Source organism: Mesorhizobium onobrychidis (assembly GCF_024707545.1).
Classification (GTDB): Bacteria; Pseudomonadota; Alphaproteobacteria; order Rhizobiales; family Rhizobiaceae; genus Mesorhizobium; species Mesorhizobium onobrychidis.
In genome coordinates, this window is sequence record NZ_CP062229.1 from 4,366,467 (window position 1) to 4,381,836 (window position 15,370).

Here is a 15,370-nt window from a genome sequence, read left to right on the forward strand (position 1 = left end):
CTCCTGTGCCGAAGAGGTCACTTCGGCTTGCGCCACCATGTCGGCAGTCGATAGCCTGATATGGGCGTCTTTTGCGGATGTTCCAGGTAGCTCCAGTAGGCGAGCCATTGCTGCGTGTTGTGCTGCATCGGAACCATGTAGTGGCCGGAGATCAACAACCTGTCGAGGACCCGGACGGCGGCAACATAATCTTCGCGGCTGCGGGCGTCGAGCATCGCCTCTAGTGCGGCATCTATCGCCGGATCGGCGACGCCGGCAAGGTTGAATGACCCTTCGGCATTGGCGGCAGCTGATCCCCAGCGCCCGAGCTGCTCGATGCCCGGCGACAGCGAGTTCTCGAAGCCGCTGGCGCCGATCAGCACATCGAAATCGAAACGTTGCTTGCGCGACTGGATCTGGTCGCCGTCAAGGCTGCGGATGGTGACAGCGATGCCGATCTTCGCCAGCGTGCGCTGGTAGATGGCGGCAAGGCGCTCCTCGTTCTGCGAGGCGGTCAGGATCTCGAAGCCGAAGGGTTTCCCCTCGGGATCGAGCATCACTCCATCCTGCAAGGTATAGCCCGCGCCCTTCAATATGTCGAAGGCAGCTTTCAGCACCTTGCGGTCCTGGCCCGAGCCGTCGGTGACGGGTGGCCGCCAGGTGCCGTCCATGACATCGGCTGGCACACGACCCGGGTAGGGTGCCAGAAGCGCCTTTTCCCTGTCGTCGGCCGGATGGCCGAGCGCGGAAAGATCGGAATTCTGCCAATAGCTCATGGTGCGCATATACTTGCCGCCAAACAAGTTCTTGTTGGCCCATTCGAAGTCGTAGAGCATGCCGAGCGCGCGTCGAACGACCGGATTGGAAAACTTCTGCAGCCGTGTGTTGAACAGGAACCCCGTCACCACTGGCGGGATGCCGGTGTCGAACGTTTCGGCGATCACGTCGCCCTTGTGGAAGGCCGGGAAGTCGAGATCGCGCTCGCGCTTGACCGGATCGCTGTCGTCATCGATGGCGCAGATGCCTTTCTTGAAAGCTTCCAGCTTGGCGTTGGCATTGAGGAAATATTCGATGGTGATCTGGTCGTAATTGTCGAAACCGCGCTTGGCGGGGATGTCCTTGCCCCAATAATTTGGGTTGCGCTTGAACACGATGCGCTGGCCAGGCGCCACGTGCGCCACGGTGTACGGGCCGCTGCCGATCACAGGTTTCAGCGTGGTCCTGTCGAAGGTCTCCTTGTCGAAAGCGTGCTTCGGTACGATTGGCGTCATCGCGATAACCAACGGAGTCTCGCGGTTAGCCTTGTCATTGAATGTAAAGCGCACGCTGCGGTCGCCGATTTTTTCGAGTTTGGCGACCATGCTCATACGGGCGCTGTAGGGTGGCCGGCCTTTCTCGGTAAAGACCTCGTAAGTGAACAGTACGTCTTCCGCAGTCATCGGTTGGCCATCAGACCACTTGGCCCTCGGATCGAGGTGGAATTCGATGCTCTTGCGCTCCGGATCCATGTCGGCAGTGTCGGCAAGCAGGCCATAAAGACTGAAGGCTTCATCGTCATTGCGCTGCATCAACGGCTCGAAGACGAGATTGCCGAAGATCCTATCGATCATGCCGCGTGCCGTCGTGCGCAGGCTTTTCAGGATGAATGGGTTGAGATTGTCGAAGCTGCCGACGACGCAATAGGTGATGCTGCCGCCCTTCGGCGCATCGGGATTGACGTAGTTGAAATGCGTATAGTCGGCCGGCAGCGCCGGCTCGCCTTGCATGGCGATCGCGTGTTTCGGCTCCGATACAGCTGGCTGAAGCGAAAGTGTGATAGACGAGATCGCGGCGATCAGCCAAACAAGAACGCGGCCCATGACCGTCTCCTTACTGGGTCGGCTTGATGATTCGGAGCGCACCCTAGCATGAGCCGGCCGCCTCCCGGTCAATCGCGAGTTCAAGAATTGCGAGTATCGGGCTGGATTCGGCACCGCTGGCAGTGTAACACGCCGTCCGAGTCATTCTGTTGCCTCATTTCAGCAACAGGTAGCTGGACCACACGGCGCGAAGAAGCCGGTCCTGGGATCATTTGAGAGGAAGTTCACGATATGACGAGCCTGAACAGCAACGCGTACCGCCTGTCGGTCCTGGCCGCTGGCGTGGTCGGCTTTCTGGGCACACAACTTCCAGCAGCTCTTGCGCAACAGCAACAGCAGATTCCGCAGGGTTGGTTCAAAGCCTGCACCAAGCAGGAAGACGTCGACATCTGCAATGTCCAGAACATCACCACTGCCGGTAACGGCCAGCTCGTCACCGGCGTCAGCCTGATCGAATTGAAGGGCAAGATAAACCGCAAGGTGTTCCAGGTGACGGTTCCGACCGGTCGCCTGGTTCCTCCCGGCATTGGCCTTCAAATCGATACCGGGAAGGCGCAGAAGCTCGATTATGTGATCTGCTTCCCCGACCGCTGCGTGGCGGAAGTCCCGCTGACCGACCAGCTCGTCGCCTCCTTCAAGAAGGGTTCGAACCTGACGCTGACCTCGGTCAATTTCCAGAACCAGCCGAACCCGATCAAGATCGCGCTGACCGGCTTCAGCGGCGCCTTCGACGGGCCGCCGCTGCAGCAGTCGGACATCGAGGATCGGCAGAAGAAGCTTCAGGATTTCGTTGCCAAGAACAATCAGGACTTCGCCAAGAAGCTCAAGGAAGAGCAGGACAAGGCGAAGACCGCCAACTGATCGCCCCTCGGGGCGAATAAGACAATTTCTCAAGCCAAGGAAAAAGCGGGGTCATGCCCCGCTTTTTTGTTCCGGCCGGCCATTTCTTGAGCCCATCAGGCCCGCAATCCGTCAGGTCAATGTCTTGACTGGCGTCTCGGCTCGTAGCGGCCGTCCGGCCTCTTGTCGAACATCTCGCCGATCTCCGGATGCCGCACCGGTTCGCCAGACTGATCCTCGAGCAAGTTCTGCTCAGACACATAGGCGATGTATTCCGTTTCCGAATTCTCGGCGAGCAAGTGGTAGAAGGGCTGGTCCTTGCGCGGCCGCACATCCGCGGGGATCGCCTCGTACCATTCGTCGGTGTTGGCGAATTGCGGGTCGACATCAAAAATGATGCCGCGGAACGGAAACAGCCGGTGGCGAACCACCTGTCCGATCGAGAATTTGGCTGTTTTCATCATCGTACTCACCACTAAGTCCTAGGAGTGCCGCGCCCTTGGAATGCGCAAAGACTCTCTAAGACTTTGAATTTACGCATTACGCTTCAAAAAATCGAGCCCGACTTATGGCGGATGCCTGACCCTCCTTGACGCAGACGCCGCATCAATTCAATGCCGAAGTGCCTGATCAATGCCGAAGCGCTTGACGGCACGTCAAGCTATGGGCCAGCCCGCCCGAGGGGCGTGCTACCGCCGGACTTGTTTCCATAAGCCACCGGCGAGCGCGGCAAAACCACTGCCGGGCCGCAGCCCCTCGCGCATGAAAAAGGCGCGAAGCGGCGCGAAGCCGCCGAGCACGCCGAGGCCGGCGCTGCGCGCCATCTGTGCCGGCAGCATGTCCGAGAGCAGCGACTTGTTGAGCAGGTTGACCGCGCCGCTGCGTGCCAGAATGTCGGGCCGCCGCCTGAAATCGTAAGCCGCGAGCGCCTTGACGGCACCTGGATCGGTTCTGTTTTCGCAAGCAATCCCAATAAGATCGTCGATATCCCTGATACCAAGGTTGAGACCTTGCGCGCCGATCGGCGGGAACACATGGGCGGCTTCGCCGACAAGTGCCACCCGGTTGCGCGCGAAGCACCGCGGCGTCACGCCCGAAAGCGCGTAGATCTGCCGGCCCGGCTCGACAGACACCCGGCCCAGCATCGATTGCATCCGCTGTTCGACCCGCATCGAAAGCGTCGCATCGTCCAGTGCGACGAGTTCCTTCGCCATTTCCGGTTCTACCACCCAGACAAGGCTGGACCGATTGCCGGGCAGGGGAACCTGGGTGAACGGGCCGGTCTCGGTGTGGAATTCGGTCGAGGTGAAAGCGTGGTCGCTGCGGTGGCCGAAATTGAGAACCAGTGCCGCCTGCGGATAGGACCGGGCGGATGTCGAGATGCCGGCAGCCTCGCGGGCCGGCGACAGGCGCCCGTCGGCAGCGACCGCCAGCGATGCTGCAACCTCGCTGCCGTCAGACAGGATCGCATGGGCATGATCGGCGTCGAGGCGCCAGGTCGCCACCATCGATTTTCGCCATTCGATGCCTGAATGCGCGGCTACCGCCCCGGCAAGTGCGGGATTGAGCGCGCTGTTGGGTAAATTCAGCCCGAACTGCTGCTCGCCGATTTCGCTGGCGCGAAAAATGACCACCGGGCTGCGGATCAGCCGGTTGGTTGCATCGACGATGCGCATAACCTTCAGCGATGCGGCTTTGGACCTCACCTCATCAAGGACGCCCAACCGTCCGAGGATCTTCAGGGCTGGGTTCATCAAGGCCGTCGTTCGGCCGTCTTGGCCATTTGCCTCAGGTCCGACGAGCGTCACCGGAAAGCCGGCATCCGCGAAGCCAAGCGCTGCGATCAGCCCTGCCGGGCCACTGCCGGCAACCAGTATCCGTGCTGTTTGCTGATGGTCCAAGTTCGCTTCCGGATTGTGATGCCAGGCGGTCGGTCCGACCTGATAAGCATATAGGTCAGATCATACGGCTTGATCAACGCGGCGATTCGGCCCATTCGATTGCCATGATCGGCCAAGACCATGATTTCAGCCATCTCGACCGTTTCGGCCGCGCCATGGCGAGCGTCTCGCGCAATCCCCGACTGGCGGTGAGCATCATTTTGGGCGCAGGCGTCCTCCTGGCCTGGCTGCTTCTCGGCGCCATGGCGATTCGCGGCGCCGAAAGCCGGGTTCCGGGCATCGATGTGCCCGGCGACATGATGCTCAGATATCTGCCGCAGCTGCCGCTGCCGGATTTTCTCGAGCGCTTCTTCACCCTTTGTCTTGCACCCGCGCCGCTCGACGGAGGCGTCGGCGCGCAGGCCGGAGCGCTCATCGTCATGTGGTTCCTGATGGCGATCGCCACCATGCTGCCCTCGGCGGCGCCGATGATCCGCACCTATTGCGAGATTGCCGATACTGCGCGGATCAAGGGCGAACCGGTCGTCCATCCGCTGGTCCTGGTCGCCGGTTACCTCAGCGTGTGGTTGGCCGCGTCGGCAGTGTTTGCGGCGCTGACGCTCATCGTCCACGCCTTCGCCTCACCTGTGCAGATGCTCGATCCGGTGGTCGGAGCGACCGGAGCAGTCGCGCTTTTGGTTGCCGGCCTCTACCAGTTCAGCGGCCTGAAGGAAGCCTGCCTGACAAAGTGCAAGAACCCGTTCTCGATCCTGTTTTCGAACTGGAGCGCGAGGCCCGGCCGCATTTTCCGGCTCGGCGTGGAGCAGGGCGTCTGGTGCCTCGGCTGCTGCTGGGCGCTGATGCTGGTGACGTTCGCCGTCGGTGTGATGAACGTGTTCTGGATGGCGCTGATCGGCCTGTTCACCTTGATCGAAAAACAGACGGCGGGCAGGCTGCCAACCCGGATCGCCGGTGCGATACTGCTTGTCTGGGCAACCGCCCTGCTAGTAGTCTCGGCATAGGGAGAGAATTCTATGGCAGATCAAGACTGGGCAATGAAGGGAGAGCTGGTGCTCTCCTGCAATTGCACGGTTTTTTGCCCTTGCGTGCTGTCTCTCGGCAGTCATCCGCCGACCGAGGGCTATTGTCAGACCTGGGCGGGGTTCCGCATCGATGCCGGCCATTTCGGCGAGGTCGACCTATCCGGCCTCAACCTTGGGCTGGTCATGGAAATCCCCGGCTATATGAGCCGCGGCAACTGGACCGCCGGACTGTTCATCGACAAGCGCGCCTCAGTCTACGCGGTAAAGGCGCTGACCAGGATTTTTACCGGCAAGGCTGGCGGAACCACCTCGCTGCTCTCCATCCTGGTCGGAAAGTTCCTCGGCGTCGAGCAAGCGCCGGTCACCTATGAGACGCGCGACAGGACGCGGATCTTCCAGATTCCGAAGATCATCGACGGGGCGGTGACACCGATCCCAGGCAAAGACCGCGACAAGGATACGGTGATCAGCAATTCAGAGTACTGGATCGCACCGGAAATCATCGTCGCCAAGTCCGACAAGAGCAAGATGCGGGCCTTCGGCCGCAACTGGAATTTTGCCGGCCGCTCGGCCGAAATCTGCAAGCTGGACTGGCGGGGCCCGTGAGCAAAAAAACAACGGCCAGGAAAATCACGGACAGGATTCCGAGGCCGAAGAAGAAAGTCACTTGGCCGCAGGCGCGCGCGTTCTCGGTCCATCTGCTGACCGCGTCGGGCTCGTTCCTGGCGTTCCTGTCGCTGGTGGCGGCGAGCGAGCAGCGCTGGACCGCGATGTTCTGGTGGCTGGGACTGGCGCTGTTCGTCGACGGTATCGACGGGCCGATCGCCAGGAAACTCGAGGTCAAGGAAATCCTGCCGACATGGTCGGGCGAACTCCTCGACAACATCATCGACTATGTCACCTACGTGCTGATACCGGCCTTCGCGCTTTACCAGCGCGGCTTCATGGGTGAGGGCCTGTCGTTCCTGTCGGCGGCGATCATCGTCGTGTCGAGCGCGATCTACTATGCCGACACCGGCATGAAGACGAAGGAAAATTTCTTCAAGGGGTTTCCGGTGGTCTGGAACATGGTGGTGTTCACGCTGTTCGTCATCGATCCGGGACAGTGGGTTTCCTTCGCCGTCGTCGTGGTGGCCGGCATTCTGACCTTCGTGCCGATCAATTTCATCCACCCGGTGCGGGTGGTGCGGCTGCGCCCGATCAACCTTGGGATGACGCTGCTATGGTGCGCTTTCGGAGCGCTGGCGCTGGCGCAGGCAGCTCTTGCCGCCTTCTACGACCAGATCGGCGTCTTGGGCGAGCAGGTGAGTGTCTTCACCAAGATCGGCATCACGGTCACCGGACTTTACCTCGCATGCATCGGCGGTATCATGCAGCTCTTTCCAACGCTCGGCGCCAAGAAATCCTGATCCCAACAGAAGTCTGGTCAATGTCCAAAGCAATACGCATCCACGCGAATGGCGGTCCGGAGGTTCTGACCTATGAGGACACCGATCCGGGCCAACCCGGCTCGGGACAAATCCTGGTCAAGCACACGGCGATCGGCCTCAATTTCATCGACGTCTATCATCGCTCCGGCCTTTATCCGCCGCCAGGCGGTTTTCCGCTGATCCCCGGCAGCGAGGCGGCCGGGGTGGTGGTGGAAGTGGGCGCGGATATCGACTGGCTGAAGCCGGGCGATCGCATCGCCTATGCCGTGACGACTGGCGCCTATGCCGAGCAGCGCGTGATCGCCGCCGACCGCGTGGTGAGGGTGCCGGACGGCATCAGCGACGAGCAGGCGGCCGCCATGATGCTGAAAGGGATGACGGCGGAGTATCTGCTGCGCCGTACCTTTAAGGTGAAGGCGGGCGACACGATCCTGTTTCACGCGGCGGCCGGGGGCGTCGGACTGATCCTCGGCCAATGGGCCAAGCACCTTGGCGCAACCGTGATCGGCACCGCCAGCTCCACCGACAAGATCGAGCTCGCCAAGGCGCATGGCTTCGACCATGTCATCAACTACCGCGAGCAGGACTTCGTCGCCGGCGTCCTCGCCATCACCGGCGGCAAGAAATGCGACGTCGTCTATGACTCGGTAGGCAACGACACCTTTCCGGCCTCGCTCGACTGCCTGAAGCCCCTCGGCATGTTCGCCAGCTTCGGTCAATCGTCAGGACCGATCCCGCCGTTCAGCATGTCGTTGCTGGCCCAGAAAGGTTCGCTGTTTGCAACCCGGCCGACGCTGTTCGTCTACAACGCCAAGCGCGAAGACCTGGAGGCGTCCGCCGCCGCGTTGTTCGAAATCGTGCTCAGCGGCGCGGTCGAGATCAAGATCAACCAGCGCTACGCGCTCAAGGATGCCGGCAAGGCGCATTCCGACCTTGAAGGCCGCAGGACGACCGGGACAACCATTCTTATCCCTTGAGCCTTGCTATCCCTTGAGTTTCCGCTGAAATTCTTGAAGCTCTTTCAAGACGGGTGCCGCTTTGCGATGACAGCAGGCCGCGCATACCATGCCTGCGGGAACACAGAACATATCTGGCAAACCAGATGGGAGGCACTGTGAGTGCAAATCAGGACGACGCAAACCTGCTCGAGGTTCGTGGCCTTACCAAGACGTTCGGCACGCTGACCGCGTGCGACCATATCGATCTCAACGTCGCAAAAGGCGAAATCCACGCATTGCTCGGCGAGAACGGCGCCGGCAAGTCGACGCTCGTCAAAATGCTGTTCGGAACATTGGAGCCCAATTCGGGCGAGATTTTCTGGAACGATCAGGCGGTCACGATCACCAATCCCGGCTTTGCGAAGAAGCTCGGCATCGGCATGGTGTTCCAGCATTTTTCGTTGTTCGAGGCACTGACGGCGGCCGAGAACATCGCGTTGTCATTGGACGACGGTTCGCCGATCAGCACGATCGCCGCGAAGGCGAGGGCGCTTTCCTACAGCTACGGCCTGCCGCTCGACCCGCAGTCGCTGGTCGGCGATCTCTCGGTCGGTGAGCGCCAGCGTATCGAGATCATCCGTTGTCTTCTGCAGATGCCGCAGCTCATCATTCTCGACGAGCCGACTTCGGTGCTGACGCCGCAGGAAGCCGACAAGCTGTTCGAAACGCTCGAACGGTTGCGCTCGGAAGGAAAGTCCATCCTCTACATTTCGCACCGGCTGGAAGAGGTCAAGCGCATCTGCGACCGCGCCACCGTGCTGCGCCACGGCAAGGTGGTTGGCCATTGCAACCCGCGCAAGGAAACCGCGGCATCGCTGGCACGCATGATGGTCGGCAACGACGTTCAGGCCGTGGTGCGCGCGCCGGTTCAGGGTATTGAGAGCGCGCAGCCGCTGCTTGAAATTCGCGCACTCAGCCGCAGGCCGGCAACGCCGTTCTCGATCCCGCTCAGGAATATCAACCTGACGGTACGCGCCGGCGAAGTGATCGGCATTGCAGGCGTTGCCGGCAACGGCCAGGGCGAGTTCTTCGAATCCGTTTCCGGCGAGGTGCCGCAGCAGGATGCCGCCTCGGTGCGCATACGCGGCAAGGATGCCGGCGGCCTCAGCATCACCGGCAGGCGGCTGATGGGCGCTGCCTTCGTGCCGGAAGAGCGGCTCGGCCACGGTGCAGCACCCCGCATGAAGCTTTCGGAAAACCTGCTTCTGTCGCGCCATGCCACCGACGGCAAGGTGTTTGTCGGCGCCGGCGGAATGGTCAAAAGCGATGCGATCTATGCCGCTGCCCAGCGCATCATCAAGGCGATGGATGTGCGCAAGAGCGCTCCGGACCCGGAGGCGGCAGCGCTTTCAGGCGGCAATCTGCAGAAATTCATTGTCGGCCGCGAACTCGACCGCAGGCCAAGTGTCATGGTCGTCAATCAGCCGACATGGGGCGTCGACGCCGGTGCCGCCGCCCACATTCGCCAGACGCTGATCGAATTGGCGCGCAGCGGCTCGGCAGTGCTGGTCATCAGTCAGGATCTCGACGAATTGTTCGAGATATCCGACGCGATCGCGGTGATGCACAATGGCGAATTGTCGAAGCCTTTGCCGAGCGCCGAGGCCACGTTCGAAAAGATAGGACTGCTGATGGGCGGGGCCGAGCCAGGCCACGCCGAACACGCTCTGGAGACGTCATGATGCGCCTCGAACTCGTCAAACGGCCACAGCGCTCAATGCTGTTCTCGGCGCTGTCGCCCTTCATTGCATTCGTGTTGACGATCATTGCCGGCGCGATCCTGTTCGCACTGCTTGGCGTCAATCCTTTGAAGGCGTTCCAAATTTACTTCCTCGAGCCGGTCAGTCAGGTCTGGCAGCTGCATGAGCTGGCGATCAAGGCGGCACCGCTCATCCTGATCGGGGTCGGCCTGTCGGTTTGCTACAGGGCCAACATCTGGAACATCGGCGCGGAAGGCCAATTCATCCTGGGCGGCATCGTCGGCTCGAGCATTCCGGTGCTGTTTCCGCAGTTTGAAGGGCCGCTGGTGCTGCCGCTTATGCTGCTGTTCGGCATGGTCGGCGGTGCCGCCTACGCCGCCATTCCCGCCTTGCTCAAGACGCGCTTCAACACCAACGAGATTCTGACCAGCCTGATGCTGGTCTATGTCGCGCAGCTGTTCCTCGACTGGCTGGTGCGCGGGCCGTGGCGCGATCCGAAGGGTTTTAATTTCCCGCAGACGATACAGTTCAACGACTCGGCCATATTGCCGGAACTGATGCCGGCCTCCGGCCGTGCCAATTGGGGTTTCGTGTTCGCGCTGGTCGCGGCGGTGCTGGTATGGATCCTGATGAGCCGCATGCTGAAAGGCTTTGAGGTTCGCGTGCTCGGCTCAAGCCCCAGGGCAGGGCGCTTCGCCGGCTTCGGTATCAACCGGATGGTGTTCTTCGCCTTCATGCTGTCTGGTGCACTGGCCGGACTTGCCGGCATCTCGGAAGTCTCCGGCGCTATCGGCCAGCTGCAGCCGGTGATTTCACCCGGCTACGGCTTTGCCGCCATCATCGTGGCGTTCCTCGGCCGGCTCAATCCACTAGGCATCGTTGCGGCGGGCCTGGTGCTGGCGCTGACCTATCTCGGCGGCGAAGCGGTGCAAAGCGCGCTCGGCATCTCCGACAAGGTGGCGCGCGTGTTCCAGGGCATGCTCCTGTTCTTCGTGCTCGGCTGCGACACCCTCATTCACTACCGTATTCGTCTGATCGGCTTTGCCGCGCCGAAGCTTGAATCCGCGCCGAAGCTGGAGGAGGCCCGCTGATGGACATCACCGTCAACATTCTTTTGACCATCGCAACCGCGGCGACGCCTTTGCTGATCGCGGCAATCGGCGAGTTGGTGGTCGAACGTTCCGGCGTGCTCAATCTCGGTGTCGAAGGCATGATGATCATGGGGGCGGTCGGCGGTTTCGGCGCCGGCTATCTCACCGGATCGCCGTGGATCGGGTTGTTGGCGGCGATCGCCTTGGGTGCGGTGTTTTCGCTGCTGTTCGCCGTCATGACGCTGTCGCTGGCCACCAACCAGGTGGCGACCGGCCTGTCGCTGACATTGCTCGGCCTCGGACTTTCCGGCATGATGGGCACCAGCTTTGTCGGCCAGCCCGGCGCGAGGCTGCCAAACCTCGACATTCCCGGCCTGACAGCGATCCCCGTCATCGGCAGGTTGTTGTTCGGCCAGGACCCGATCTTCTACATCTCGATCGCATTGACCGCCGCCGTCATGTGGTTCCTGTTCAAGACCCGCACCGGGCTCACGCTGCGTTCGATCGGCGACAGCCACACATCGGCCCATGCGCTTGGCATCGAGGTCATCCGCTACCGCTATCTGGCGGTGATTTTCGGCGGCGCCTGTGCAGGCCTTGCCGGAGGCCACCTGTCGCTGGTCTATACGCCGCAATGGGTGGAGAACATGACCGCCGGACGCGGCTGGATCGCGCTGGCGCTGGTCGTGTTCGCATCATGGCGGCCATGGCGGGTGCTGGCTGGCGCCTATATCTTCGGCGCGGTATGGATCGGCCAACTTCATGCACAGGCTTTTGGCATTCCGGTTCCCTCGCAACTGCTTTCTTCGTTGCCCTATCTGGCAACCATCGTGGTTCTCGTTCTAATCTCGCGCAACAAGCGTTTGACGATGATGAACACACCGGCTTCCTTGGGGCAGCCATTCGTTCCGGATCGTTGAGAATAAAAGACAAACGGGAAGCTCCAAGGCTTAACTCAGAGAGGTAACACGATGAAAAAACTGCTTATTGCGCTGATGGCCACGGCGGTAGCATTGTCGCTGGCGGCGACCGCCGAAGCGCAGGAAAAGCTGAAAGCCTGTTGGGTCTATACCGGCCCGATTGGTGATTTCGGTTATTCGTACCAGCATGACCAGGGCCGCCTGGACGTAGAGAAGGCACTCGGCGACAAGGTCGAGACTGCGTATCTGGAGAACGTCTCCGAGGGTCCCGATGCCGATCGTGCCTTCGAGCGCCTGGCGCGCGAAGGCTGCAAGATCATTTTCGGCACGTCCTTCGGCTTCATGGACCCCGAAGTGAAGGTCGCCAAGAAGTTCCCCGACGTGATGTTCGAGCACGCGACCGGCTACAAGACGGCTGAAAATCTCGGCATCTACAACGCACGTTTCTACGAAGGCCGCTACATCCTCGGCCAGATCGCCGCCAAGCAATCGAAGTCGGGCGTCGCCGGCTACATCGTTTCGTTCCCGATTCCCGAGGTGGTCATGGGCATCAATTCCTTCATGCTCGGCGCCCAGTCAATCAAGCCGGATTTCAAGGCGAAGATCGTCTGGGTCAATTCATGGTTCGATCCGGGCAAGGAAGCCGATGCCGCCAAGGCTCTGTTCGACCAGGGCGCCGACATCATCGTCCAGCACACCGACTCGACCGCTCCCCTGCAAGTCGCCGAAGAGCGCGGACTGCAGGGCTTCGGCCAGTCTTCGGACATGATCAAGTTCGCTCCCAAGGCACAGTTGACCTCGATCGTCGACGATTGGGGGCCGTATTATATCGGCCGGGTGAAGGCTGCACTCGACGGCACCTGGAAGCCCGGCAATGTCTGGCTGGGTATCAAGGACGGCGCCGTTAAGATGGCCCCTTACACCAACATGCCCGACGACGTGAAGGCGATGGCGGAAGCCACCGAGAAGAAGATTATCGACGGATGGAATCCTTTCACCGGGCCGATTGCCAAGCAGGACGGAACGCCGTGGCTGAAGGACGGCGAAGTCGCCGACGACGCCACGCTGCTCGGCATGAACTTCTACGTCAAGGGCGTCGACGACAAGCTGCCGCAGTAAGCGCAAGCCTTGGCTCGGCCGGCTTTCGCCGGAACAGGAGAGGCGCCTTTGGGCGCCTCTTTTCATCTGCAGAGCTTCGAAGGTTAACCTGCCCGGCTGCGAATCCCATTCACGAAAGTTCAGCGGGTGTGAACGCCCGTAGGCAGCCTGATACGATCCGATGTGGGAGCGAGCGCCGGGCGCCCATCCGTCGTGATCTGCCATATCTCGACGGCGCCGCCAAGCGGCGCTTCCTCATTGCGGTAACGGTTCACGCCAACGAAGAGCTTTTGTCCCGTGCGATCAAAAGCGAGTCCTTGCGGCAGCACGCCTGCGAGCGGCCATTCGCCGTGCGGCGATAGCCGTCCTGTTTCAGAGTCCAGCTGATAGAGGCTGAGCGACGCGTGCTCCGTCCAGTCGCGCGAGCCATCTTGCTTACCGGTGCCGCGAAGATTGGACGTGACAAGAAAGCGGCCGTCGGGGCTGAAGGCGATCGTCTCGGCGCCCCAGCCACCAAGCGCGATGTGAGGCACGGTGTGCCTTGCTGCGTCGCCCGTCGTCCCGACATCGGCAAGCCGGACTGTGGTGAGAATGCCCTCCTGAACGCCATAGAAACCAGCCGTATCGATTCCCCATTGAACATCGGAGGTGATGTAGTAGCGGCCGTCCGGCGAAAAGCGGCCGACAAAGGGGAACTTGTTCGTCTGGATGCGATTGCCCCAGGGACGAATAGCAGAAACCGCTCCGTCCTCTCCGCGCAGCACCTCGTAGAAGGCAACCTGACCACGGTCGACGAGATTGACCCCGACATACCGGCCGCTTGGATGCCACTGCACCCAGGTCGCCTTCAATGGAATGAAACCCGTTGACGGCTCAAGACCGAGACCGAAGCTGGATGCTTGGCCGAACCGACCCTCCCTGACCGGAACGAAAGTGAGTTCGTGTTCGGCGTCGGCAGTAATTGCGGCGATGAGATCGCCAGCAGGATTGAGATGGATCGCCTGCGGCTGGATTCCGATCCTCACGCTGTCGGCCACCGCCGAGTGGCCGCCATCGAACTGGAGCGATCGGATCGTGTCGCCTTGCTGCAACTCGTCGAGGCGGGTCGCCCGTTCGGAGCGTTGACGGAAGGTTTCGGCGACGAAAACGAACTGGCCATCCAGGGAGACGTCTAGTGCTCCGGGCGGCCCATAGGTCGAATTCGAAACCTCCTTCAGCGCAACAGAGCGAGACCGCTCTGTCGGCGAGGTGATGATGGACAGCGTATCCCGATAGTGAGGATCTGGAGGCCCGAGCTCGCCCGTCTCGTAGACGGTCGGCACCATATCGACATCCGACAACGCGAAGACGGTCCCTCCGCGACTTTCGGCCGGCTGAGCGCTTGAGAGGTTCGGCATCAGGAATAGAACAATAGCAGCGAGAGAACAGCGTCGCATCGATGTCGCCATATCGATTGAAGGCGCCTATTTTCGGGGTTCGCTTTCAGTCGTCAAATCGATATTTGACATCTCAATATTCCTCTCAGTAATAAGATCTCGGAGGTCCAGCATGAATCTGGCTTCGATCGATCTGAACCTGCTTGTCGCCTTCGACGCTCTGCTCAGTGAAGGCAGCGTGAGCGGGGCGGCAGCCCGTATCGGGCTCAGCCAGCCAGCGATGAGCAAGCGCCTCGCCCATCTGCGTCGGCTTTTCGCCGATGATCTTTTCTTCCGTCATGCCGATGGCGTGCGGCCGACCGAAAAGGCGCTCGACCTCGCCGATCCGATCCGGGCCGCGCTACGGCAGATCCAGGATGCGCTGGGAGGGTTCGGCCAGTTCTCGCCGGAGCGATCGGGTCGCATCTTCAGGATCGCGACCACCGATCACATCGCGGCGACTTTAATGCCCAGACTGATGCCGGTGCTCCGTTCAGCGGCGCCGAGAATTTCGATCGTCCTGCGCAGCCTACACCGACAGGAAATCGTCGATTGTCTCGAGAAGGGCTCGATAGACCTTGCGATCACTATCCTGCCCGATGCGCCGACGACGATCAAACGTGCATCACTCTTCCACGTGAACTGGCTATCGATCGTCTCGGCCGAGCATCCTGAGATCCGCGACGCGATGACGCTCGAACTCTTTCTGAAGTATCCGCACTTGCTGGTCACTCATGTCGGCGACCTGAAGGGCTACATTGATCGCCTTCTGGACGACCGCGGCCTGAAGCGGACCGTTGCAATGAGCCTGCCTTATGCGCTCGCCGTGCCGGCGATCATCGCCCAGACGGACATGATCTGCACCTTGTCGGCAAACGTGATCCGGCTGACGAATTGGCCGCGCGTGCGCTCCTTTCCGCTGCCCTTCGACTACTTCGGTTATCAGGAAACTCTGCTATGGCATCGGAGGAACGACAGCGACCCCGGTCACGCTTGGCTCAGGCGGATGCTTATCCGTGCAAGCGAAACAGTCACGTCCTAGAGCGCTTTGCGTTTTTGGTCGAACCAAAACCGCGCTCTAACTCTCTATTTTAACGCATTTTGTCGGACGCCAAAC

The 15,370-nt window shown here is 61.0% G+C and carries 14 protein-coding genes; 10 read left to right on the forward strand and 4 right to left on the reverse strand.

The annotated features are described in order from the left end of the window. Positions 1-17: 17 nt before the first annotated feature. Positions 18-1,838, reverse strand: a complete 1,821-nt coding sequence (locus IHQ72_RS21670; protein WP_258117130.1) for an extracellular solute-binding protein — start codon at positions 1,836-1,838, stop codon at positions 18-20. Between the two features lie 231 nt (positions 1,839-2,069). Between IHQ72_RS21670 and IHQ72_RS21675 the strand changes: the two genes are divergently transcribed. Beyond that, positions 2,070-2,699, forward strand: coding sequence for an invasion associated locus B family protein (locus tag IHQ72_RS21675; protein ID WP_258117131.1), 630 nt, complete (start codon positions 2,070-2,072; stop codon positions 2,697-2,699). 116 nt (positions 2,700-2,815) lie between these two features. Here IHQ72_RS21675 and hspQ read toward each other — a convergent pair whose 3' ends face one another. Together hspQ and IHQ72_RS21685 are read right to left on the reverse strand one after the other, a co-directional pair. Further along, complete coding sequence (hspQ, locus tag IHQ72_RS21680) at positions 2,816-3,139, reverse strand: heat shock protein HspQ (RefSeq protein ID WP_029352484.1); 324 nt, start codon at positions 3,137-3,139, stop codon at positions 2,816-2,818. A gap of 228 nt (positions 3,140-3,367) precedes the next feature. Further along, positions 3,368-4,579, reverse strand: a complete 1,212-nt coding sequence (locus IHQ72_RS21685; RefSeq protein WP_258117133.1) for a UbiH/UbiF family hydroxylase — start codon at positions 4,577-4,579, stop codon at positions 3,368-3,370. Positions 4,580-4,683: 104 nt separating this feature from the next. On the opposite strand from IHQ72_RS21685, the gene IHQ72_RS21690 reads away from it, so the two are divergent. From IHQ72_RS21690 to IHQ72_RS21725, 8 genes are all read left to right on the forward strand, one after another. Next, complete coding sequence (locus IHQ72_RS21690) at positions 4,684-5,580, forward strand: DUF2182 domain-containing protein (RefSeq protein WP_258117134.1); 897 nt, start codon at positions 4,684-4,686, stop codon at positions 5,578-5,580. A 12-nt stretch (positions 5,581-5,592) separates the two neighbouring features. Continuing rightward, complete coding sequence (locus IHQ72_RS21695; protein WP_258117135.1) at positions 5,593-6,207, forward strand: DUF1326 domain-containing protein; 615 nt, start codon at positions 5,593-5,595, stop codon at positions 6,205-6,207. Between the two features lie 35 nt (positions 6,208-6,242). Then, complete coding sequence (pcsA, locus tag IHQ72_RS21700; protein ID WP_374120402.1) at positions 6,243-7,010, forward strand: phosphatidylcholine synthase; 768 nt, start codon at positions 6,243-6,245, stop codon at positions 7,008-7,010. A 20-nt stretch (positions 7,011-7,030) separates the two neighbouring features. Next, positions 7,031-8,008 carry a quinone oxidoreductase family protein gene (locus tag IHQ72_RS21705; RefSeq protein ID WP_258117139.1) on the forward strand — a complete coding sequence of 326 codons (978 nt, stop codon included), beginning with the start codon at positions 7,031-7,033 and terminating at the stop codon, positions 8,006-8,008. Positions 8,009-8,133: 125 nt separating this feature from the next. After that, positions 8,134-9,711 (forward strand): ABC transporter ATP-binding protein, encoded by a 1,578-nt coding sequence (locus IHQ72_RS21710; protein ID WP_258117140.1) that lies wholly within the window; start codon positions 8,134-8,136, stop codon positions 9,709-9,711. After that, the gene (locus IHQ72_RS21715; protein ID WP_065010037.1) at positions 9,708-10,820 is read left to right on the forward strand and encodes an ABC transporter permease; all 1,113 of its coding nucleotides are present in this window, start codon (positions 9,708-9,710) and stop codon (positions 10,818-10,820) included. Before IHQ72_RS21710 ends, IHQ72_RS21715 begins: the two co-directional genes overlap by 4 nt. Then, positions 10,820-11,740, forward strand: a complete 921-nt coding sequence (locus IHQ72_RS21720; RefSeq protein WP_258117141.1) for an ABC transporter permease — start codon at positions 10,820-10,822, stop codon at positions 11,738-11,740. The genes IHQ72_RS21715 and IHQ72_RS21720 overlap by 1 nt, the downstream gene beginning before the upstream one ends. 51 nt (positions 11,741-11,791) lie before the next feature. Continuing rightward, positions 11,792-12,859, forward strand: a complete 1,068-nt coding sequence (locus tag IHQ72_RS21725) for a BMP family ABC transporter substrate-binding protein (RefSeq protein ID WP_258117142.1) — start codon at positions 11,792-11,794, stop codon at positions 12,857-12,859. A 119-nt stretch (positions 12,860-12,978) separates the two neighbouring features. Here the strand turns inward: IHQ72_RS21725 and IHQ72_RS21730 are convergent, their stop codons facing one another. Next, positions 12,979-14,178 carry a beta-propeller fold lactonase family protein gene (locus tag IHQ72_RS21730; RefSeq protein WP_258117143.1) on the reverse strand — a complete coding sequence of 400 codons (1,200 nt, stop codon included), beginning with the start codon at positions 14,176-14,178 and terminating at the stop codon, positions 12,979-12,981. A gap of 208 nt (positions 14,179-14,386) precedes the next feature. Between IHQ72_RS21730 and IHQ72_RS21735 the strand changes: the two genes are divergently transcribed. Continuing rightward, a complete protein-coding gene (locus IHQ72_RS21735; protein WP_258117144.1) occupies positions 14,387-15,295 on the forward strand; it encodes a LysR family transcriptional regulator in 909 nt (302 codons plus the stop codon). Positions 15,296-15,370 lie beyond the last annotated feature (75 nt).